The 21,110-nt window shown below is 61.1% G+C and carries 18 protein-coding genes; 4 read left to right on the forward strand and 14 right to left on the reverse strand.

Annotation, left to right across the window (positions count from 1 at the left end; all coding sequences use genetic code 11):
- Positions 1 to 21: 21 nt before the first annotated feature.
- The gene (locus AC1DTQ_RS04760; protein WP_477848392.1) at positions 22 to 639 is read right to left on the reverse strand and encodes a glutathione S-transferase family protein; all 618 of its coding nucleotides are present in this window, start codon (positions 637 to 639) and stop codon (positions 22 to 24) included.
- 200 nt (positions 640 to 839) lie between these two features.
- Between AC1DTQ_RS04760 and AC1DTQ_RS04765 the strand changes: the two genes are divergently transcribed.
- Together AC1DTQ_RS04765 and AC1DTQ_RS04770 are read left to right on the forward strand one after the other, a co-directional pair.
- Positions 840 to 1,316, forward strand: coding sequence for an Lrp/AsnC family transcriptional regulator (locus tag AC1DTQ_RS04765; protein WP_477848393.1), 477 nt, complete (start codon positions 840 to 842; stop codon positions 1,314 to 1,316).
- 130 nt (positions 1,317 to 1,446) lie between these two features.
- The gene (locus AC1DTQ_RS04770; RefSeq protein ID WP_477848394.1) at positions 1,447 to 2,490 is read left to right on the forward strand and encodes a pyridoxal-phosphate dependent enzyme; all 1,044 of its coding nucleotides are present in this window, start codon (positions 1,447 to 1,449) and stop codon (positions 2,488 to 2,490) included.
- Positions 2,491 to 2,599: 109 nt separating this feature from the next.
- Here the strand turns inward: AC1DTQ_RS04770 and AC1DTQ_RS04775 are convergent, their stop codons facing one another.
- The 4 genes from AC1DTQ_RS04775 to AC1DTQ_RS04790 form a co-directional block, all read right to left on the reverse strand.
- Positions 2,600 to 5,554 (reverse strand): TonB-dependent receptor plug domain-containing protein, encoded by a 2,955-nt coding sequence (locus AC1DTQ_RS04775; RefSeq protein WP_477848395.1) that lies wholly within the window; start codon positions 5,552 to 5,554, stop codon positions 2,600 to 2,602.
- 520 nt (positions 5,555 to 6,074) lie between these two features.
- On the reverse strand, positions 6,075 to 7,067 hold the full coding sequence (locus AC1DTQ_RS04780) for a glycosylasparaginase (protein ID WP_477848396.1): 993 nt from the start codon (positions 7,065 to 7,067) through the stop codon (positions 6,075 to 6,077).
- Positions 7,068 to 7,261: 194 nt separating this feature from the next.
- Entirely contained in the window at positions 7,262 to 8,305 is a 1,044-nt protein-coding gene (locus AC1DTQ_RS04785; protein WP_477848397.1) for a LysR family transcriptional regulator, read from the reverse strand.
- A 72-nt stretch (positions 8,306 to 8,377) separates the two neighbouring features.
- Complete coding sequence (locus AC1DTQ_RS04790) at positions 8,378 to 8,776, reverse strand: hypothetical protein (protein WP_477848398.1); 399 nt, start codon at positions 8,774 to 8,776, stop codon at positions 8,378 to 8,380.
- 114 nt (positions 8,777 to 8,890) lie between these two features.
- Between AC1DTQ_RS04790 and AC1DTQ_RS04795 the strand changes: the two genes are divergently transcribed.
- Both AC1DTQ_RS04795 and AC1DTQ_RS04800 read left to right on the forward strand, forming a co-directional pair.
- Entirely contained in the window at positions 8,891 to 11,968 is a 3,078-nt protein-coding gene (locus AC1DTQ_RS04795) for a ligand-binding sensor domain-containing protein (RefSeq protein ID WP_477848399.1), read from the forward strand.
- Positions 11,961 to 12,590, forward strand: a complete 630-nt coding sequence (locus tag AC1DTQ_RS04800) for a response regulator transcription factor (RefSeq protein WP_477848400.1) — start codon at positions 11,961 to 11,963, stop codon at positions 12,588 to 12,590. Before AC1DTQ_RS04795 ends, AC1DTQ_RS04800 begins: the two co-directional genes overlap by 8 nt.
- A gap of 150 nt (positions 12,591 to 12,740) precedes the next feature.
- Here AC1DTQ_RS04800 and AC1DTQ_RS04805 read toward each other — a convergent pair whose 3' ends face one another.
- The 9 genes from AC1DTQ_RS04805 to AC1DTQ_RS04845 all read right to left on the reverse strand — a co-directional run bounded on the left by AC1DTQ_RS04805 (position 12,741) and on the right by AC1DTQ_RS04845 (position 20,848).
- Positions 12,741 to 13,805 carry an alpha/beta fold hydrolase gene (locus AC1DTQ_RS04805; protein WP_477848401.1) on the reverse strand — a complete coding sequence of 355 codons (1,065 nt, stop codon included), beginning with the start codon at positions 13,803 to 13,805 and terminating at the stop codon, positions 12,741 to 12,743.
- Between the two features lie 100 nt (positions 13,806 to 13,905).
- The gene (locus AC1DTQ_RS04810; protein WP_477848402.1) at positions 13,906 to 14,685 is read right to left on the reverse strand and encodes an alpha/beta fold hydrolase; all 780 of its coding nucleotides are present in this window, start codon (positions 14,683 to 14,685) and stop codon (positions 13,906 to 13,908) included.
- Positions 14,686 to 14,776: 91 nt separating this feature from the next.
- Positions 14,777 to 15,733, reverse strand: a complete 957-nt coding sequence (locus AC1DTQ_RS04815) for an alpha/beta fold hydrolase (RefSeq protein ID WP_477848403.1) — start codon at positions 15,731 to 15,733, stop codon at positions 14,777 to 14,779.
- Between the two features lie 42 nt (positions 15,734 to 15,775).
- Positions 15,776 to 16,579, reverse strand: coding sequence for an SDR family oxidoreductase (locus AC1DTQ_RS04820; RefSeq protein ID WP_477848404.1), 804 nt, complete (start codon positions 16,577 to 16,579; stop codon positions 15,776 to 15,778).
- 20 nt (positions 16,580 to 16,599) lie between these two features.
- Positions 16,600 to 17,607 (reverse strand): bestrophin family protein, encoded by a 1,008-nt coding sequence (locus tag AC1DTQ_RS04825; RefSeq protein WP_477848405.1) that lies wholly within the window; start codon positions 17,605 to 17,607, stop codon positions 16,600 to 16,602.
- 59 nt (positions 17,608 to 17,666) lie between these two features.
- The gene (locus AC1DTQ_RS04830; protein ID WP_477848406.1) at positions 17,667 to 18,980 is read right to left on the reverse strand and encodes a cytochrome b; all 1,314 of its coding nucleotides are present in this window, start codon (positions 18,978 to 18,980) and stop codon (positions 17,667 to 17,669) included.
- A 68-nt stretch (positions 18,981 to 19,048) separates the two neighbouring features.
- Positions 19,049 to 19,666, reverse strand: coding sequence for a glutathione S-transferase family protein (locus tag AC1DTQ_RS04835; RefSeq protein ID WP_477848407.1), 618 nt, complete (start codon positions 19,664 to 19,666; stop codon positions 19,049 to 19,051).
- A 213-nt stretch (positions 19,667 to 19,879) separates the two neighbouring features.
- Positions 19,880 to 20,290, reverse strand: a complete 411-nt coding sequence (locus AC1DTQ_RS04840; RefSeq protein WP_477848408.1) for a cupin domain-containing protein — start codon at positions 20,288 to 20,290, stop codon at positions 19,880 to 19,882.
- Positions 20,291 to 20,368: 78 nt separating this feature from the next.
- The gene (locus AC1DTQ_RS04845; protein WP_477848409.1) at positions 20,369 to 20,848 is read right to left on the reverse strand and encodes a carboxymuconolactone decarboxylase family protein; all 480 of its coding nucleotides are present in this window, start codon (positions 20,846 to 20,848) and stop codon (positions 20,369 to 20,371) included.
- Positions 20,849 to 21,110 lie beyond the last annotated feature (262 nt).

Below are 21,110 nucleotides of genomic sequence, written 5' to 3' on the forward strand. Positions count from 1 at the left end.
ACTCCAGGCTTGGCATCCGGGTCAGTCCTGCGTTTCGCCAGACAACGGTGTGGCGCACATCGATGGCCGCCCCTGGAACTCGTCCAGCCAGGCGGACAGACGCGGCCGCTTCTCGCGGAAGTCCGGCAGTCCCCTGAACTCGATCCAGCTTAGTGCGGTGGCCACGGCAATATGGCCGACATGGACTGCGTCATCGACGTCCAGCTCCCGCTCAAGCCAGTCGTAACTGGCGGTCATCTTTTCGATATAGCCGTCGCGCAGTAGTGAATGGCGTAATGCTTCTGGACGACGTACCGTTTCCCAGCGCACCGCTATGCCGGCGTCGGCAAGTCCCTGCGCGACCGCTTGCACGCGCAGGACGTGCCATCTGGCCTCGCCGTTGACTGGGATCAACTTGCGACCGTCGTGCAACGTGTCCAAGTAGGCACAGATCACGTCCGAATCGAAGATCGGCGCCAAACCAGGTCGCAGCAGTACCGGCACTTTGCCAAGCGGGTTCTCGGCGAAGACCTGCTGGTTCCGCTTGGTGGGGCTGGTCTCGTGGTGCATCACTTCGATCCGCGACGCGAGACCGGCTTCGTGAGCGAATACCAACGCTTTGCGAGCATAGGGGGAGTGGGTTTGGTAGAGGAGTTTCATGGTAGGGAAGGAGATCAAGGAAGACGGGAGGAATGGCATCGTATTGCGGTGCGGCCAAGTCAGCGTGGATGAATCCATTGGCCTTGGCCTCGAAGCTGAGGCTAAGATCTTATAGGCGCCATGTTGTCGAATGGCCGCGACCTACAACCGGCTTATGCGTTTTTTCAGCGCGGTGGCCACCTCTCTGGAGCAAGAAATCCATGGAACTCGATCGATTCGACCGCCAACTGCTGAACCTGGTGCAGGAGGATGCCGGGCAAACGGCGGATCGTCTGGCGGAACAGGTCGCGCTGTCGCCTTCCGCCATCCAGCGCCGCTTGCGCCGCCTGCGCGAGCACGGCGTGATCGCCCGCGATGCGGCGGTAGTCGATCCGAACAAGGTGGGGCGCCCGACTTTCTTCATCGTTTCGTTGCAGGTCGAACGCGAGCGCCCGGAAATGCTGGCGCAGTTGCGCAAATGGCTGGCGGCTCAGGAGCACATCCAGCAGGCGTTCTACGTCACCGGCGAAGCCGACTTCGTGCTGATCATCACCGCGCCCGATACCGAAACCTTCGACGCCTTGATGTCGCGCATGGTCGGCGAGAATCCCAACGTTAGACGATTCACCACCAACGTGGCGCTGAGCGTGGTCAAGCGCGGACTGACCATCCCGATTCCTCTAGATGCCACCGAGTGACATCGTCTTGGACGCGCCGCGGTTCCGAACTGTGCGTTTCCGGGATTGCCAGGAACCCTAGTGCCGCTTTTCCGCAAATGGACAGGCAATCTTGCGGCCGATTCGCGCCGCCGCTCTCCATACTGGCGGCATGAGCAATACAACCTCGCCCGAACTTAACTGGGATCCCGCGCAAATCTGGGCGGATTACCAGCCGACCCCACTGCTGGAGCTTCCTGCCCTGGCCCATCGTGCCAACGTGGCGCGCGTCTTCGTCAAAGTCGAGAGCGAGCGTCCGCTGGGCAACTTCAAAGCACTGGGCGGGATGTTGGCCGGTCTGCGGGCGCTCGCCCGCATTGCAGGTATAACTTCGCTGCCTGATCTTGGCCACACCACGCGCTCGTCGTTGCCTCGATTGATCTGCGCCAGTGACGGCAACCATGGGCTCGCTGTTGCGGCTGCCGCCGCCCGGGCTGGGGCGAACGCCAGTATCTATTTACCGGTAGGCGTAAGTTCGGCGCGGGCGCAGCGTATCGAGGCCTTCGGTGCCGAAGTGGTCTGGATCGACGGAACCTACGATGACGCCGTGTGCGCTGCCGCCGACGCGGCAGGACACGGACAAGGTTTGCTTATCCCCGACACGACCTCCAATCCTCACGACACGATCGTGCAGGATGTGATGGATGGCTACGCGCTGATGGCGCGCGAGCTGGTCGCACAGTTTCGTGAAGTGAACGTACGCCCCAGCCATCTATTCGTACAGGCCGGCGTCGGTGGCCTGGCCGCGGCGATGGCGGACGGACTGGTGAGTGCGATGCAAGACCCACGGGTCCTGGTTGTTGAACCGAAATCCGCCGCGTGTGTTGCGCACGCATTGGCAGTGGGGCATCCGGTGCGCATCCCGGGAGAGTTGCGAACCGCGGCAACGATGCTGTCGTGCGGGCTGGCCTCGGCACCTGCCCTGCAGGTTCTGCTGCGCCATCATGCGCGTGCCATCCTTGTCGACGAGGACGAACTTCTCGCCGCCCCGCTAGCTTTGCGCGAAGCTGCAGGGCCAGAAACGACCGAGTCCGGCGCGGCGGGCCTCGCCGGCTTACTGCAGTTGGCCGCAAACCCTGCGTTGCGTGCCGAGCATCGGCTGGACGCGAACAGCTATGTGCTACTGATCGTGACCGAGGGCATAGTCAGCACCTAGGAAACGCAGAATGGCCGCTCAAGATGTCGCACAGGAGTCCGTCGATACGCACAAAGCAGAGCCCGGCTCGCACCGGGCTCTGCTTTTACGCAAGGTTAGAGCGACTACCTCAGTCGAATCTGTACACGACCTCCGCCGCCATTTCGCGGCCCACTGGATTGGCCACGCAGTAGGCGAAGCCGCCGCACCACTTGTCCTGGAAGTGATCGTCCAGGATGTTGTTGACGTAGAAGTTCAGGCGCAGGGCTTCATTGAACTGATAACCGACGCTGGCGTTCCAATAGATCTTGTCCTGGTTGTAGAAGTCCACCAGTTCGCTCTGCTGGCCGTAACTGATGCTGCGCTCGCCCAACTCATTCACGCGCAGGTCGGTGCAGTCGGTGGCCACATCCGGGCGGAAACCGTTGGGTAGTGCGGCACAGCCGCCATAGCGGTCGCTGCGGGTGCCCGCGGTCCAGTCCACGTACAGCACCGCAGTCCAGGGATCCATCGTCCAGGTGGCGCTGGCGCGGCCGCGATAGCGGATCTGGCGTTCTTGGTCGCGGATGTTTTCGAACAGGTCGCCTTCGAACTGAGCGATTTTGTAGGTCAGCTGCTGTGTGTAGTTCAGCGCGAAATCGAAGGTTCCCCAGTTCGCGGTCTGCAGCTGATAGCGCGAAGCCACGTCTATGCCGCTCACGCTTTGCTTGGCGCGGTTGATCGGGCCGATCTCGACGCGGGTGACCACGCCGTTGGCATCGCGGGTGACGCGGCTGAGCTGCAGGTCGCACAGCGCCTGGCTGGGTGGAGTGCGGCGCGGCTTGTCGGCGGGCGACTGCCCCGTCAGGCAGTAGGCTTCGTCCAACAGCACCTGGTCTGGGCCGACGTCGTCGATCGCATTGTCGATGTTGACCCGCCAATAGTCGGCGCTGAGCGAGAAGCCTTCGAACGCATCCCACACGAAGCCGTAAGTAAACGAATCGCCGGTTTCGTACAGCAGATCTTCGGTGCCTTGCCGTGCGATCAGTGGATTATCGATGTGGTATGGCTCGCCGTCGCCGCCGGGACAATTGCTGGTCTGCCGGTTGGGATCCCGCAGGCAGGTCAGGTAATCGGTTTGGTCGGCCACGCTTTCGCTGGGATCAGCGTAGACGAAATGCATGTCCGGCGCACGGAAGCTGGTGGCATAGCTGCTGCGCAACAACAGGTTGGAGAACGGACGCCATTCCAGGCCCACGTTGTAGGTAGTGGCCGCATCGTCGGCGACCGCGTCGTAGCGGTCATAGCGCCCGGCGGTAGACAGCGTCAGGCTCTTGAGTAAGGGAATCTTGAATTCCACGCCGGCCGCGTAGCGGTTGCGCTCGCCGCCGCCTGTTTCGATGTTGCCGAACGGCGTGAAGTAAACCGGGTTGGTGCCCAGAGTATTCGGGTCGGGGTACAGCTTGTAGCCCTGCTTTGCCGCTTCCAGGACACCGGCGAAACCGATGGGGCCGGCCCAGCCTTCGAACAAGTCGCCGCTGAGGACGAAGCTGCCCTGGGTCAGCCAGGTGCGCGCCTTCTTGTCGCCCACCGCGCGGACGCTGTCGTAGTCGCTGCGTGACACCGGGTTCCAAAGTCGGTTGTAGTCGGGAGCATGGATTTCCAGGCCACTGGCTGCATCGATACCCAGCGACGGGCCCAGGAAGAATTCAGCGGCGTGCGCCTCATGGATGGTCGGGAAGCGTTCCGTCACTTCGTACTCGGCGCGGCCCACCATGACATCCCAGTCGAAGCGGTCGTTGAAGATGCTACCGCGCAGGCCGGCGTTGAAATCCCAGTTCGTTTCCTCCGACAGCGTTAGCGCGCGGTCGACACCGCCGATCTCGCTGGGTACGAAATAGCGCAGCAGACTGCGCTCCTGGCCGCTGTCGCGATCGATGTAGTTGGCGCTGCCCCAGGCCGGCATGAAGGTGTTGCTCTCGCCGGTGGATTTCCAGTAGCCGGCAGTCGCCCAGGCTTCGACGTTGCCGAACTGCTTGGTGCCGTACAGATAGGCCGAAAGATCCTCGCTGCCGTTGCGCAAAGTCCAGTGCTCGAACACGGCGGTGTGGGCGCATTGCCAGCCGGTATCGGTCTGCGCGCCATTGAAATCGTTGTACAGGATGCGGTTGTGCAGGAAGAAGTCGCCGCCGAACTGCTCGCAGGCGCCCTGCGGCGGCATCAGCCGTTGACCGTTGGTCGCGTCGAACAAACGGATACCGACGCTGGGGGTATTGGTCGCGACGCCCTGCTGCACGCCGCCGTAGTTCCAGTTGCGGCGCGGCGAATCGAATTCCGAGTCCATCCACGGCCGGTCGTGCGCCCACAACGGCTCGCGGTTGAAATACTGCAAGGTGTAGGCAACGCTCCAGTCTTCGCCGTGCCGGCCGCCGGACCAGGAGACATCGCTGACCGTGCGTCCGCCCTCGGTGGTGGTGCCGTAGCGCGCACGCAGGGTGTCGCCGTCGATATCCTTCTTCAGGATGACATTGACCACGCCAGCCACGGCATCGGAGCCGTAGATCGCCGAAGCGCCGCTGGAGAGCACCTCGATGCGATCGACGATGCCGGTGGGGATGTTGTTGTAGTTGGCGAAATTGCTCTTGCCCGTATAAGGCATGGGGTAGTCGGCCACGCGGTGGCCGTTGATCAGCAGCAGGCTGCGGCCGGGGCCGAGGTTGCGCAGGTTGAGCGGACTGGCATTGACCGAGCTCTGGCCCCAGTCGTAGTCGTTCTGCACGGTGCCGGTGACTTCGGTCAGCGAGCTGAGCGCTTCATAGACCGTGGTGAAGCCTTCTTTCCTGATCTGATCGCCAGTGATGATGGTTACCGGCGCCGGACCCTCGACCTCAGCGCGCTTGATGCGCGAGCCGGTGACGGTAACCGCATCGAGCGTCTTCGCACTTTTGTCGGTCTCGGTTTGGGCGGGTTCGTCCGCCTGTTCCGTCTGTTCTGTGGGTAATGGCTGCTGCGCGTCCTGCGCCTGGGCCAGTGCCGCGAGCGGCGCCAACAGTGCCAGAGCGAGCGCACTCGCCAAGGCGTTGCGGTGGAAATCTGATTGCTGCATGGAAAGCCCCCTTCTACGTTGAATGTGCCTAATGGGCCAACTGCGATGGACAGACTCCAATCCGGAACCAACGCGTTCGCTTGATTTGCAGAGGGCGTGACGCCGTGCGACATCGCCCCCTTTTTTGACCATACGCGACAAAATCGGTCCAAGTATGCGGTTTGCATCACTCTTTTAGAACGATCTAAAAAATGTGAGCGTAAGACGAATTTCGCTTGGCCGAGGCTGTTTTCCTGCTCACGCGCCGTAGACAGACAGGGTAGGCAATCTACGCCGTTGCGCCGCATTCGACGCCGGCTCTTTTGCACCGCACCAGCGCGATTACGCACACGCGGGCGCCGCCGACGTCATCCCAGCTTGACCGGCGTCGCTGTGAAAACCACCGCTACGACCAAGAAACGCACCGTCGATTCGAGACAGATCCTACGGACTCAAGCGTTCGTCATTCCGAACGAAATGATGAACCCGATCATTCGAATGCAAGCCGCTGCGTAACGGGATAGAGAATCACGCCTTACCTCTACGCATAGACCGAACGCGCCTCCAGCAGCGCGTCTTGTTTCCCCGCATCGCACACCGCGTAGACGAAGCCGGGGTGCAACGCGAACGCCCCGACCTCGCCCGCCTTGTTCATCGCCAGGAAGCACACCTGCAAGGTTTTGCTCGCTTCCGGGCGCTTGCGCACCACGCGTTCGATCGCCTCGCGGCACGCATCCATCGGCGAGCGACCCTGGCGCATCAGCTCGACTACCAGGAAGCTGGCCGCATTGCGGATCATTTCCTCGCCCACGCCGGAGGCGGTGGCGGCGCCGACCTCGTTGTCGACGTACAGCCCGGCGCCGACGATCGGGCTGTCGCCGACCCGGCCATGCAGCTTCCACGCCATGCCGCTGGTGGTGCAGGCGCCGGCAAGACGGCCATCGGCGTCGAGCGCGAGGATGCCGAGAGTGTCGTGGTTGTCTCGATTGCCGGGTTGCTTCGCGCGCTCGGCGTTGATCTGCGGCTGATATTTTGCGGCCTTCGACCATTCGCGCCAGGCTTGCTTCGCTTCGGGCGTCAGCAGTGCTTGTTTCTCGAGCCCTTGCTCGACCGCGAACTGCTGCGCGCCGTCGCCGACCAGCAGCACATGCGGCGTCTTCTCCATCACCGCGCGCGCGACCGAAACCGGGTGCGCAATATCCTCGAGCGCCGCCACCGCGCCGCAACGGCCGTCGCCGTCCATGATGCTGGCGTCGAGCGTTAGCGTGCCGTCGCGGTCGGGATAGCCGCAGCGGCCAACGGTGCTGTTGCAAAGCGTGCCTTCGGCCCAGCGCGCGCCGGCTTCCACGGCATCCAACGCGCCGTCACCGCGAGCCAGCACCGGCCACGCCGCCTGGTTGGCGCCAACGCCGAAATCCCAGGTCGACACCACGCGCGTGCGCGAGGATGGGGTCGCGGCGTCTGCACCCCGCGGCAAGGCCAGCGCGCTGCCGGCCAACAGGGTCGAATGCAGAAAACGACGGCGTGTGGTCATGCGGATCTCCGTGGCTAAGCGAACTGGCGAGCGCGCCCATTCGCGAACGATGAGCGCTGTCGATTCATCTTACGATACCGCTCATTCCCACGAAGGCGGACAGTGGGCCATGCGGAAAATGGATGGTCCACTACGACGACAGCAGTCCCGCGCCAGCTGGCGCGGTATTGTCCGCCGTATATCAATTCTTCGGTTCAAGCCGCAACGTCAGTCTCGGTGGCGGGCATCGGGATTGCGGCGGATTGGCGCCGTGCGCTCTGTTCGATGGTGGTGTAATCGAGATCCAGGGCGCGGATCCGGGTGGTCATGAAGTCGATGAACACCCGGATACGCTTGGGTAACTGCTGGCGACTCAGGTAGCACAGGTAGTGTCCGCGATCGTCGGGTACGACGTGGGCGAGGCATGCCACCAGTGTTCCGACTCGCAACGCGTCGCAGACCTGGTACGCCGGCAACTGTGCTAGTCCTTGGTCGTCGCGAACCGCCCGCATCGCCAAAGAAGAATCGTTGACGACGATGTCCGCATTCGGCGTAATGCTGCGTGCATGGCCATCGATCTTGAAATCCCAGGACTGCAAACGGCCATTCGCCAGACGTTGGTTGATGCAGGCGTGCGCGGCCAGATCGTCGACGGACTGCGGCAGCCCGTGCCGAAGGGCATATTCGGGCGACGCGCAAACGTGCATCCGCATAGGGATCAACTGCTTGGCGATGACCTGGCTGTCTTCCAAACGGCCGTCGCGAAAGGCGACGTCGACTCCGTCGGTCGCCAGATCGACCGTGCGCTCCTCCAGTTGTAGCTCCAGCGCCACCGCCGGGAAATTCGTCCGGAATTCCGCCAGCAGTGGCGCGACGACCTTGCGGCCGAATCCATGAGGAGCACTGATCTTCAACTGTCCTTGAGGCGGACCTTCGCGCAGGTCGCGCATTTCTTCCATGGCCTGCAGGATCCGCTCGACTCCGGGACGGCAATTCTCGTAGAACAGCTCGCCCTCGCGGGTGATCGTGGTGTTGCGTGTCGTACGCAAAAAAAGGCGCGTCTCGAGTTGGCCCTCCAGCTTCTGCACGCTCCGGCTGACCGCGGAGCGACCAATCCCCAGCCGATCGGCGGCTCTGGAAAAGCTGCCTTCGTTGGCCACGGCTATGAAGGCGACCACGCCCGCATAGCTGGCCGACAAGCTGGACGTCAACGGATCGCGGTGATCAAACGACTCTCTAGGTAGTGAGATGATTGACATGGTGCCCTCGTGTCGTCGGCGCGGTCCACCAAAACTGCCAGCAATACCGCTTGCATGGCATCCCAGGACAGGTCAGTCGTTGGCCCCTCGATCCGGGGTGTTGGTTTGGAGTCGAATGACGCGGCGTCCGTGGCGTCGAGCATCGATTGAGAAAGCGCCGGCCCCCATCAGCGCGATGGCCGTGCAGCCGCCAACATGGCCGGCAAGAAGCAGCTGCTGGACCGAAATGGAGGACATGACCAGGGCAACGACGACCGCCATGCCGAGAAGCAGGGCGATCACGCGAGTCGCAAACCCGATCACCAATAACAAGGCAGCCAGCCCCGCAGCCAGAGGAAAAAAGCCGGCGCCTACGAAAATTTTCGATAGCGCTGCTGCGACGCCAAAGGCGACGAACGCATAGCACATGCGAACCAACAGCAAGGCAATTCCTACGACACCATCGGGGTAGCGGTACGCGTATTTGGTCATCCACCGACGATATCGTTCCATCGCCCTTCCACTAAGCCCCGATCGGGGGATGCCACAACGCACCTGTCGAGGGTAGGATGTTTGCGGTTCAGGCGGCAAAACCACAAAGTGGGCTTGTGGGTCGAAGCCGAGAAACGGGCGAAAGCGACAGTGTGGTCACTCAGAATCTTCCTGTTTTACGTGTTGGCGGGTCTGCCTTGGGCGACGCGTGCGGAAGAACCCCGTCGTCTTGTGCACTATTCGCACCAGCGCTGGATTGAGGGAAGCGAAGCGCCGGCGCCGGTGCTGGCCATTGCGCAAGGGCAGGACGGCTTTCTCTGGCTTGCGACGGGAGAGGGGCTATTCCGATTTGATGGCGTCCGATTCGAGCTGATCAAGCCCGAAGGCGGTGACCAGAAACACGATCAGCCGAGCGCGTTGCTGGTGACCCGCAGCGGCGATGTCTGGACCAATTTCGAGACCTCACGCCACTTCGCGGTCTATCGGCGAGGCGCATTGCGCATTCTGGACGCACCGGCTGCGCCGAGCCGCATCGTTGCAATGGCGGAAGGTGCGGACGGCGCGATTTGGGCGCTGACTGAGAACTACGATGCGGAAGTGCTTCGCTTCCACAACGGACGCTGGCGAACGTTCAACGCGGCCGATGGTCTTCCGAAAATAAATTCCGCGAACATGCTCGTGGCGGCCGATGGCGCGGTCTGGATCGCATGTAGCACGGGGGTCGCACGTTTACCGCCAGGCGCAACGCGCTTCGAAATCTATCGGAAGGGGCTCAACACCAGGGTATCTCAGGACGCGGCGGGCCGAATATGGCTCTCCGAGAAACGTGGAAGCTATCCCATCACAGGACCTGGCGGGCGCGGATCGCCGGCCTCGCTGAGCGCGCCTTATAGCACCGGCGACGCGCAAATTCGGGGCGCGCCGCTACTTGATCACGAGGGAAATCTCTGGATCGCGACGCGCTACGACGGCGTGCAGCGTCTGGCGGGGCCGCGTGTCCCTTCCGGGACCGACGGCGCCGAGACAGAATCCTTCACCAGCCGCGATGGGCTGTCTTCGGACGTGACTAACCAGGTATTGGAAGACCGGGAAGGGAACATCTGGATTGGCACTGAGCGAGGGTTGGACAAGTTCCGGCCCGCGACGCTGATCGCCGAATCTGCGCTTGCTTCCCCCGCTGTTTATGGCGACAAACTTTTGATCGCGTCCGACGGTAGCGTCTATATTGGTCAAGCGCGGACGATCTATCGCGTCAGGCCCGGCAGGACGCCGGAGCCGTTCATACGCGATGTCGTGGAACCGCAGAGCCTGTGCGAAGCGCCTGATGGCGCTATCTGGATTGGCTTGCCAACGCAGATCGTCGTCTGGGCAAACGGCGGCATCCGCCAGACGATCGAACGTCCCGACAAGGACGCCAATCACAACATAATCTATGACTGCGCCTTCGATGCGCACGGCGATTACTGGATATCCGCTGCCGGAGGCGGCGTGCACCGGTACAGACAGGGGCGATGGGAACTGGTTCTGGAGCCTGACAATCGAACCGACTTCTATCCGACAACCATGGTCCGAACGCCGCAAGGCGGTGTGGTCGTCCAAGTGGGAGACAGGTTGGTCTGGATCGAGGATGGCGGGCGAACGGTCACGCGTCTGGACTTTGGAACAAGCGACCTCAAAGTGCTCACGCTCTACTCGGCCAGAGACTATGTTTTCGCCGTTGGCGCTTTCGGGTTATCCCGATTCCGCGCAGGACGTGTGGATACCGTGCGGGCCGCTGAAGCGTCCCCGCGTAGTCGCATCAACGGGATGGTGCAGACTCCGGAAGGCGATACCTGGCTGGCCTATCCAAAATCGCTGGTTCGGATTCAACCGCGAGCGCTTGAACGCGCTTTTCTCGACAAGGTATTTCCAGTGCCCATGCTATCGCTCGGCCTCGGCGACGGACTGACGAGTCGCCCGCACTCGCACTCGCAACGGTCCATGGTGCGTGGCGGCGATGGGCGATTGTGGATTGCGACCGAAACCGGGACGCTATGGATGGATCCTGCACGCATAGTTCGCAATGCGCTTCCTCCGAGTCTTACGATCAAGTCGATGAACGGCGATGGCCGTGTGTACCGCGATCCAACGACGCTGAAACTGTCGGCGGCGACGGCCAATATCGAAATCGATTTCGCGGTGCTTAGTTTTGCCGACCCCAGCCGCGTGCGCGCCAGATACAAGCTCGAAGGCTTCGACCGGGATTGGGTCGATCCGGGAACGCGACGACAGGCGTTCTATACGAATCTTCCGCCGGGCAAGTACAAATTTCGCGTCATCGCCGCCAACAACGATGGCGTGTGGAACCGAACCGGCGCAACGCTCGACTTCGAGATTCCGCCTACCTTCGTTCAATCGGTCTGGTTCCTTTTGCTCTGCTCCGGGCTGGCGATTGCTTCGTTATGGTTCCTGTATCGGTTGCGCGTGGCACAGATCGCGCATCGCATCCGCAGCCGGTTGGAGGAGCGCATTGGAGAGCGCGAACGCATCGCGCGCGAGCTCCACGATACGCTGTTGCAAGGCGTCCAGGGCTTGATCCTTCGTTTTCAAGCGGTGGCAGACCGAATTCCAGTTGAGGAGAAGTCGCGAGAACAGCTCGAGGCGGCGCTGGCGACGGCCGAAGATGTAGTAGTGGACGCCCGCAACCGCGTGCGCGATCTGCGCGGCTCCGAAGGCACAGACGACCTTTGCGCAATCATCGAGAAGCTGGTGGCAGCCGCGCCGTTCGAACCGCCGATCCCGGTTCGCATCGTCGTTGAGGGAAAGCCGCGGCCTTTGCATCCGCTTGTCGCCGCGGAAATCACCAGGATCGTCCGCGAGGCTTTGTTCAACATCGTTCACCACGCAAACGCGTTGTCCGCCGAGATCGCGATCGACTTCGAGGCGCACCATTTGACCATCCGCATTAGGGATGACGGCATCGGAATTCCTGAGCATGTGCTGACGCATGGCCACAAGGACGGCCATTTCGGCATGATCGGTATGCGCGAACGCGCCGAGAGGATTGGCGGCAGCATCAACATCAGCAGTAGCTCCGGCGAGGGTACAGAAGTTACGCTGACCTTGCCGGCCGAGCTGGCGTTTGCCAAGCGTAGGCCACGCCGACAGGTTTGGCTGCCGCGTTTTCTGCAGAGGAATCCGGCCCATGAGTGACGATTCGAAAATCCGCGTTCTGGTCGTCGACGACCATCCCGTACTCCGCGATGGCGTTGCCGCGATTCTGGAGAATCAGACCGACATGACAATGGTTGGCGAAGCGCGCGACGGGGGCGAAGCCGTCGAGCGTTTTTGCGCACTGCGCCCCGATGTGACGCTCATGGACCTGCAGATGCCGGGCATGAACGGCGTTGATGCGATCATCGCGATCCGCTCGGAGCATCCCGGCGCCAGGATCATCGTGCTCACCACCTATGCCGGCGATGTGCAGGCGGTTCGCGCGTTGAAGGCCGGCGCGACCGGGTATCTGCTGAAGAGCAGTCTGCGAACCGAGTTGATCGATGCGATTCGCAACGTTCATCGCGGTCAGCGCCACGTTCACCGCGATGTCGCCGACGAGATCGCGCTCCATGTGGTCGATGAGGCTTTGACCGAACGCGAAATCGCTGTGCTTCGGCTCGTATCGGTCGGGAAAGCGAATAAGCAGGTGGCCTCGGAGCTTGGCTTGTCCGAAGAGACGGTCAAAGGACACCTGAAGAGCATATTCTCCAAGCTGGACGTCGCCGACCGAACCCACGCCGTTACTGTGGCGGCGCGACGGGGCATCATCGAACTTTGATTCATCCTGCTTGCCCGGCATGGCGGTTTTCCGCTAGTTCGAATCCCAGCGCAGAAAGAGCCGCGATCCGTTTTCGGATCCGCGCAATAAAAGTGGTTCATCCAGGTACGAGGCGGAGGGGGAATCTGGATGACCAGCTACTGTCGGCTGCTAGGCTCCAACGAGCTCGGCTACGGCAGCGGCGAAAGCTTGGGGCGCCTCCTGAGGCAAGTTATGGCCGACATCCGGGACAATTCGGTGCAGACGACTCGCGGTGAACCGAAACGCGGTCGCTTTGCCGTCGTTCGCCGCGACGACTCCGTCCCCGCTACCGTCCAGAGTGATGGCCGGCACCGCTATAGAAGGTAGCTGGCTCAGCCGTTCCTGAAGCTGTGAGTACCGTCCGTCTCCGGGCACAAGTCCAAAACGATGCCGATAAGAATGAATGACGACATCGACGAAATCCGGGCTGTCGAAGGCCGCTGCGGCGCGTTCGAACGTAGCGTCGCTGAATCTCCAGTTGGGCGACCATTGCGTCCACAGCGTGCGCGCGATCTCTCGCCGGTACTGCTGCAATCCGGCCCTCCCCCGCTCCTGATGGAAGTAGTACTGGTACCACAAGGGAACTTCCCCCTTCGGCGGTACCGGCCGCTGCGATGCGGCGATATCCTGGATCAGATAACTGTTGACGCAGACCAAACCCGTGCAGCGTTCCGGAAAGAGCGCGGCGGCGACGCACGCTGCCCTGCCGCCCCAGTCATAACCTGCGACCACCGCCCGCTCCACTGCAAGTGCATCCATGAGCGCGATAAGGTCGGCACCGAGGGCAGCCTGTTCACCCGATTTCATCGTGCCGGCTTCCAGAAATCTCGTAGGCGCATAGCCGCGGAGATAGGGCACGATGACCCGCATGCCGCGGGATGCCAGCATCGGCGCCACATCCACATAGCTGTGGATATCGTAAGGAAAGCCGTGCAGAAGCATTGCGACGGGCCCATCCGTCGGCCCCGTTTCGTAGTAGGCGATATTGAGCACGCCGGCATCGACGTACTTCAATGGTTGCAGGCGCATCAATGGCAAGCCGTCACCCGCGTGGGCCGGCGGGCTACCGGCAATGGTCGCACCCATCGCGTGACTGAGCGTCGGCGTGGCTAGCGCGGCAAGTGGGGAGAGTGCCGCTGTGGCAACTGCGTTCTCCAGGAAACGGCGACGATTCGGATCGGGTTCAATTGTCATGGGAATTCCTATTCATGGCGGAATATTCGTCCCGCACGCCGGGGACCCGCAGCTCGTCGACTGGAATGAATCGCAAGCTGCGGGTCCTCGCACGAAAGGGCTACTTGGATCGCGCGGCCATCAGGATCAGGTCTGCGACGGCTTGAGGATGCGACACCATCACGACATGGGAAGCGCCGGGCACCACGACCGTCTTCTTCGAGCCCGCGCGTTGGGCCATGAAACCAAGCGCGGCCGCTGGAATGTTCTTGTCCTGGTCGCCGTAAACGAACCACGAAGGGATCCGCTTCCAGGCCATCGCACCAGCGGCGGGTTCATTGAGCGCCGCTTCGGTCACCGGGCGTTGCGACGCCGCCATGAGCTTCGCATCTGACTCGGACACGTCTGCGGCGAATTGGCCGTGGAACTTGTCCTGACGGATGTACAGGTCATTTCCGCCGCCCGAGAGCACAACCGGCGGAGCGAGTGCCGAGCCGAGGCTACTGCCGGGAAATTTTCCCGAAAGTCCCGCCGCGGTCTCCCCCGCTTCGGCTGCGAATGCGGCAACGAAGACCAGTCCCTTGATGTTCCGGTTGGAATCGGTGGCCTCGCCTATCACCAGCCCACCGTACGAGTGGCCCACCAGTACGACCGGCGTCTTGATGGAGCCGACGATACCGTCCAGATATTGGGCATCGCCCTTGACGCTTCGCAACGGATTGGCGACAGCAACTACGGCGTAGCCCTGCTTCTGCAGGATCGCGACCACGCCGTTCCACGAGGAGGATTCGGCGAATGCGCCATGCACCAGGACGATAGTTGGCTTGTCCGACTGCGCGGCGGCAACCGGGCTAAGGACTACTGAGACGATCAGGATCAGGCTTGCAATTAACTTGTTCATGCTGTTTTCCTTGTGGGGGATTGGTAGCGCCTGTGAATCGTTATAAGCGGAGTCCGCTGGATCTATCTGCATTCCATGGACGTGGCCGGCGTCATTGCCCTATGAAGTCCAGCAGATCCTTGTTCAAGCGCTCCTTGTGCGTTTCCGCAATACCGTGCGGTGCGCCCGCGTATTCGATCAGTTTTGCGCCCTTGATCAACTTCGCCGAGGCACGGCCCGCCGCATCGATAGGGACGATCTGATCGTCATCTCCGTGGATCACCAGAGTGGGTACATCGATCCGCTTGAGATCCTCGGTGAAATCCGTCGCCGAGAAGGCCGCGATCGAATCGTAGGTGTTCTTGTGCCCGCCCATCAGGGCTTGCATCAAGAACGAATTGATCAGTCCTTGCGACGGCTTTGCGCCTGGACGATTGAATCCATAGAACGGCCCGGAGACGAATTCCAAATAGAACTGCGAACGATTCTCCAGCGAAGCCTTGCGCGAACCGTCGAAGACCTCGACAGGCAGGCCGCCCGGATTGGACGGCGTCTTCAACATAAGGGGCGGCACTGCGCTAACCAGCACCACCTTGCTTACGCGGCCGGTGCCGTGGCGTCCGACGTAGCGCGCGACCTCCCCGCCACCGGTCGAGAATCCGACCAGCACGGCATTCTTGAGATCCAGCGTTTCGATCACGGTCGCCAGATCGTCGGCGTAATGATCCATGTCGTTGCCGTCCCACGGCTGGCTGGAACGGCCGTGGCCACGGCGGTCGTGCGCAACGACGCGATAACCCTTGGAGGCCAGGAACATCATCTGAGATTCCCAACTATCGGAACTGAGGGGCCATCCGTGACTGAAGACCACAGGCTGACCGCTGCCCCAATCCTTGTAGTAGATCTGGGTACCGTCCTTCATGGTCATGTAGTTGGAGGTGTGCGATACGGCGCTCGCGGCGTGCGGCCGGGAGGCCGGTGCAGGCGCCGAACCATCGCTCGCGGCCTGAGCGGCATTGGTTGCCATGGCAAGGACGGCGGTGGAGATGAAGCTGGTCAGACTTTTCATTTTTGGATGCCTCGCGTGGGGGGTGGTTGAACTTGTAAGGGACTATCGTGTGTGAGCCATGGGATCGGGATGGTGGACATGCGGAATCTGGATCGAGCCGGACAGGTAGCCATCGAGCCAATCCTTGAAGTTGGCTCTGGCAATCAATGCGTTCGCTCCTGGCGTGAGCGTGCGGTCGTCCAGGATCGCGTTGTAGTAGCTCGCAGCCTGGTCTGCGATGACTGCTCTGTTGTCCTGATAGCTGTACATCATCCATTGAACGAGATCGCATAACCGGTAGGATTCCGGTCCGGCAATCTCGAGGGTTGCGCGCGATGGCGGCGCGGCCACCAGGTCGGTCAGAAGATCGGCGACGTCATCCGCGGCCACCGGTTGCACCAGGGCAGGCGATAGGTGGACGTTCTCCTCACCACTGCCGGGTGGAATGATGTTGGCCATGAATTCGAAGAACTGCGTCGATTGCACGATGGTGTGAGGGACATTCGAGTTCCTGACGAGGCTTTCTTGAACTTCCTTCGCACGGAAGTACCCGCTGGCCTGCAGACGCTGAGTGCCGACAACCGAAAGCGCCAGGTGATGGGAAACGCCAGCGTTTTCCCCCGCAGCAAGCAGCTGTCGACTCGACTCCCTGAAGAACTCGGTAACTTCCGGCTCCTCGAACGACGGCGCATTGGTCACGTCGACCACGGTGTGCGCACCGCTCAGCGCTTCCTTCAATCCTTCGCCGGAGACGGTATCGACGCCGGACCTTCTCGAAGCCGCTATCGCCTCATACCCACGGGACCTGAGCCTGGCCACGAGCCTGGCGCCGACAAGACCATTTCCGCCAGCCACTACGACTTTCATGTTTCGGACTCCTCTCGAAATCACATCACGATGGGGTTGGAGGGAAGGACATTGGCCGGTAGTCCGATTTCACCAAGCAGTTCTCTCAGATCGATTTCGATGGAGGCGCATATTTGCGAGATCGGTACGTCGTTCGCTCCGCCCTCGAACGGGTTGGAGCTGCTTTCCCCCACCTGATCGAGCGCGGCGTACATCCAGCAAATGAGCACGCTCAAGGGGATGGCCAGCCAGACCATGTGGCCTGCCATCGCGCCGCCGACGACCTGGTTCATGCGCTCCAGCTCGCCGATCATTCCCAGCGGCAGCAGGACGCACAGAATCCTGACGAATATCGCACCGACTATCGCGTACTGCCGCGGGTACGGATAGTTCTTGATCCGCTCGCTTTTCGCTTGCTGGTCGTGGAATTCCTTGAGGACTTTCTGCAACTCGATGAAGACATTTGCCGGGATCGTTCCCGCACTCAGCATGTCCCTGAGCGCCTCGCTTTGCAGGCCGAGTACCTGCGTCGCCTTTCCGGTGGCGATGAGAATCCGCCTTGTCTCTTCTGCGGACACGTACTTCGCTATTTCCGTTTCCAGGGCATTCTCTTTCTCAGGAACTCCATAGTGCTTCCTGTACTCGGCATTGGGCGCCTTCTTGAGCGTTTCCCAGGCCTTGCTGTCGCGCATCTGGTAACGCAGCGCCGTCAACCACGCCAGATGGCGATAGACCAAATGTCTTGAATCCTTGGCGTCGGTCAGGAAATCCCTGCTCATCGAGCCCCAGAGACGGCTCATCGCCGCAATCGAAGCCCAGATCTGTTGCGCCTCCCAGATCCTGTTGTAGGTTTGCGCATTCTTGAACCCGGCCATCAGGGCGACAGTCGTGCCCAGGAGGAATACGATCCCCCAGGGTATGGATAACCACTTGAAGCCAAAGGCCTGGTAGAGCGCGACGAGTACAACGTTGAGGACTATCAACGCATACAACGGGCGCCTGGTCCAGACGATGAATTCCGCAAATTTGTAGGATCTACCGGCGTACATGGTTCTGGGTTTCCTGATGGGGGTCGCGACTGATGCCGCAGATTCCGAGCGATGCTTGTCTATCGAAGGACTTCACCCGCAACTCCTGCGTCGATTCGATCGGGCGGCGTACGGGGTTTTTCGATTTCAAAATGGGTGTAGACCCAGAGGAATCCGAAGTAGCCGAAATAGACGCACACCAGGAAGCGGCCGAACCAGTTCTCGATGGTGTTGGCCGGCACGTCCGGACCAAGCCATGCAGGGATCAGTTCGGCCATGACGCCGGCGCCGACTGCACCCAGCAGCACAAACGAAAGGGCAAAGACGATGAGGGCGATCCTGAATCCCCTACCGCGGTAGCGGATTGATCGGATCTTTCCGCGATCGATCCAGGGCAGCAGAAACAGCACTGCGATGGCCCCAAACATAGTGACCACGCCGCTGAGCTTGTGCGGAACGACCCGCAGCATTGCGTAGTAGGGCGTGTAGTACCAAACCGGCTTGATGTGTGCCGGGGTCACCAATGGATTGGCTTCGGTGAAATTGTCGTGCTCCAGGAACCAGCCACCCAGCGCGGGTGCGTAGAAGACGATAAAGGCCGCCACCAGCAGGAATAGGAACACGCTGAGCGTGTCCTCAACGGTGTAGTACGGGTGGAAGGGAATGGCGTCCAGCGGAACTCCGTCCGGCCGGATCTTTTCGCTTATTTCGATGCCTTCCGGATTGTTCGAGCCCACTTCGTGCAGCGCAAGGATGTGCAGCGTCACCAGCAGCAACAGGGTCAGCGGCAGCGCGATCACATGCAGCGCGAAGAAGCGGTTGAGGGTGGCGTCGCCGGGCAGGTAGTCGCCCATGATCCATTCGGTCAGGCCGTCGCCGATCACCGGGATCGCGCCGAACAGCGAAATGATGACCTTGGCGCCCCAGAACGACATCTGTCCCCAAGGCAGCACATAGCCCATGAAGGCCTCGGCCATGAGCACCAGGAACACCAGCATGCCCAGGATCCATACCAGTTCGCGCGGCTTCTGGTACGAGCCATACATCAGGCCACGGAACATGTGGATATACACCACGACGAAGAACAGAGAAGCGCCGGTGCTGTGCATGTAGCGGATCAGCCAGCCCCACTCCACATCACGCATGATGTACTCGACCGATTCGAATGCCTCGGCCGCATTGGGCTTGTAGAACATGGTCAGGAAGATGCCGGTGGCGACCTGATTGACCAGAACCAGCAACGCGAACACACCGAAGTAGTACCAGATGTTTAGATTCTTCGGCGTGTAGTAGCCCGTCGTATGCGAGGCCAGGAACGACAGCACCGGCAACCGCTCTTCGGTCCACGCCAGGAAGCGGTTCTTCGGATAGATGCGGACAAACTTGACTGCCATATCGCAATCTCCTCTCGATGAATTCGCGAGACGGGACGTCCCGGTTCCAATGCCTATTCGAGCGTGGCCTATTCGAGCGCGTCTTCTTCATTGGCGATCGCCGCGAACACGCCTGCATCGGCGTACATCCGTTCCAGGAAGCGCGAAAGGTTCTTGAACGATTCCAGCGATATGTTCTTCCCGACCGCCCAGCGCAACATGACGAACAGGTAGGGATCGGCGACCGATCGGGTTCCCACCAGCCAATCTTTTCCTTCGAGTTGGCCATCCAGGCGCTGTAGGTGGGTGGCGATCTGCAATCGCGCCTGGTCGCCCAATGCTTCCGCCAACGATTCGTCGGGCAGGAAACGTGCCGGGGAGAAGAGTGGCTTGAACGCCCCGTGCACGTCGGAGTTGAGGTAGGCCAGCCAACGCACTACTTCTGCACGGCCGCGGGTACTGCCGTCGCCTAGCAAGGCCGCCTCTGGGCGCTGTTCGGCGATGTATCCGAGAATCGCGGCGTTCTCCGTCAACATGAAATCGTCGTGCGCAAGCAACGGCACGTTTCCGTTCGGATTCATCGCCAGATACTCGTCCGACTTGATCGACTCTCGACTCATGCGCAAGGCTTCATGAGCGATACCTGTCCACTTCAGAACGATGTGGTCTGCCAAGGAACAGGCGCCTGGGAAGTAATAGAGCTTCATGGGTTTTCCGATAGTGGGGTGGAACTTCGCTAACTGGGGCTTCTTGTCCGCCGTCTCGCCGTGTCGCTGATCGGAATTACGCGGGGACACCGCGCCGACGTGGGTTGTCCCGTGCACGAACGGATGGAAAGTGCACGCCCGTTACAGCCTCCTCGACGAACTGACATCCGTCTTCTTCGTTACGGCGGACAAGAAGCATTGACGCTTTGCAATTCAGTCCACGGGTATGAAGACAGGCGCGCCCTGGTCCTTCAACAGGAAGACCAGAAATTTGGCCGGTTGGCTGGCACTGGCGTTACGGCCCACCGTATGAACGTCCTCAGGACCCTCATAAAAGGTTTGCCCCGGCAGCAGCGTGGTTTCCTTGCCGCCCTTCACCGCCATCACGATGGAACCTTCGAGCACGTAGATGAAGCCATGGGCATCGTGCCGGTGGACGGGATCGGCGCCACCGGGGGGATATTCAACGGTGATCATCAGCACCTCCTTGCCTGGATGATCCTTCAATGCCTGCGTCATCAACGGAGTGACCTTCGGCTCCAGCGTCTTGGTCGCTTGTCCGGCGGCGGCCATCCCGGACATCAGAAGCAGCAGCGAACCGAAGATTAGTGCGGGTGCTTGCATAACCGTTTCCTCTTTTCTCTAGTGGCGTGGCGTCATTTGGATACGGATGCCCGCCTGAACAACTCGGGTCGGCCGCGATCAGGCCAGATTGGCCTTGTCCAGTCCAAATGCCTTGTCGTAAGCACCGGGCACGGTCTTGAAACCGACGTTCACGCGGTTCCAGGCGTTGATCGCCATCACCAGGAAAGTCAGATCGGAAATTTCTTTCTCCGACAGCTGGCTGCGAACGCGGTCGTAGAGTTCGTCCGGCACACCTTGCGCGGGCAGTTGCGTCAGCACTTCGGTCCAGGCCAGGGCTGCGCGTTCGCGCGGAATGAACAGCGTGGAATCGCGCCAGGCGGCGACGTGATACAGGCGCAGGGGACGTTCACCGTGCAGGGTCGCCTGCTTGACGTGCATGTCCAGGCAGAAAGAGCAGCCATTGATCTGCGAAGCGCGGATCACGACCAGGTCACGAATAGATTCTTCGATGGCCGAATCCTTCATGGCCGTATTGAACTCGACGAACTTCTTGAAGAGTTCCGGGGATTGCTTCTGATAGTCGATGCGCTGGGTCATGGCAAGTTCTCTGTCGGGGAGGAGTTGGGATGGGGCAACGTGGAAATCGTCGTTCCTCGTTGCAAGCAGGTTAGGTCCGCGTTCCGGACGACGGTAGACCTGGCTGCGGACGCATCATGTTGTCCACCACGCAACAATTCGCGCGCGTTTTCATTGATTGCGTGGCCTCTCTAATCCTTGCGCTTGAGCTAAGCCCTGTCTCCGACTTTTTTAGGCCGTAGCAATCAGGGGTATCTCCTTCGGCAGAACGATTGCAAGGGCC

This window comes from Pseudoxanthomonas sp. P4_B2, from assembly GCF_056402315.1.

Coding starts and splice junctions, on each gene's coding strand:
- AC1DTQ_RS04825 (WP_477848405.1), bottom strand. CDS start 17,607: ATGTACGCCGGTAGATCCTACAAATTTGCGGAATTCATCGTCTGGACC.
- AC1DTQ_RS04800 (WP_477848400.1), top strand. CDS start 11,961: ATGAGTGACGATTCGAAAATCCGCGTTCTGGTCGTCGACGACCATCCC.
- AC1DTQ_RS04760 (WP_477848392.1), bottom strand. CDS start 639: ATGAAACTCCTCTACCAAACCCACTCCCCCTATGCTCGCAAAGCGTTG.
- AC1DTQ_RS04845 (WP_477848409.1), bottom strand. CDS start 20,848: ATGACCCAGCGCATCGACTATCAGAAGCAATCCCCGGAACTCTTCAAG.
- AC1DTQ_RS04775 (WP_477848395.1), bottom strand. CDS start 5,554: ATGCAGCAATCAGATTTCCACCGCAACGCCTTGGCGAGTGCGCTCGCT.
- AC1DTQ_RS04790 (WP_477848398.1), bottom strand. CDS start 8,776: ATGACCAAATACGCGTACCGCTACCCCGATGGTGTCGTAGGAATTGCC.
- AC1DTQ_RS04780 (WP_477848396.1), bottom strand. CDS start 7,067: ATGACCACACGCCGTCGTTTTCTGCATTCGACCCTGTTGGCCGGCAGC.
- AC1DTQ_RS04830 (WP_477848406.1), bottom strand. CDS start 18,980: ATGGCAGTCAAGTTTGTCCGCATCTATCCGAAGAACCGCTTCCTGGCG.
- AC1DTQ_RS04770 (WP_477848394.1), top strand. CDS start 1,447: ATGAGCAATACAACCTCGCCCGAACTTAACTGGGATCCCGCGCAAATC.
- AC1DTQ_RS04820 (WP_477848404.1), bottom strand. CDS start 16,579: ATGAAAGTCGTAGTGGCTGGCGGAAATGGTCTTGTCGGCGCCAGGCTC.
- AC1DTQ_RS04765 (WP_477848393.1), top strand. CDS start 840: ATGGAACTCGATCGATTCGACCGCCAACTGCTGAACCTGGTGCAGGAG.
- AC1DTQ_RS04785 (WP_477848397.1), bottom strand. CDS start 8,305: ATGTCAATCATCTCACTACCTAGAGAGTCGTTTGATCACCGCGATCCG.
- AC1DTQ_RS04835 (WP_477848407.1), bottom strand. CDS start 19,666: ATGAAGCTCTATTACTTCCCAGGCGCCTGTTCCTTGGCAGACCACATC.
- AC1DTQ_RS04840 (WP_477848408.1), bottom strand. CDS start 20,290: ATGCAAGCACCCGCACTAATCTTCGGTTCGCTGCTGCTTCTGATGTCC.
- AC1DTQ_RS04815 (WP_477848403.1), bottom strand. CDS start 15,733: ATGAAAAGTCTGACCAGCTTCATCTCCACCGCCGTCCTTGCCATGGCA.
- AC1DTQ_RS04805 (WP_477848401.1), bottom strand. CDS start 13,805: ATGACAATTGAACCCGATCCGAATCGTCGCCGTTTCCTGGAGAACGCA.
- AC1DTQ_RS04810 (WP_477848402.1), bottom strand. CDS start 14,685: ATGAACAAGTTAATTGCAAGCCTGATCCTGATCGTCTCAGTAGTCCTT.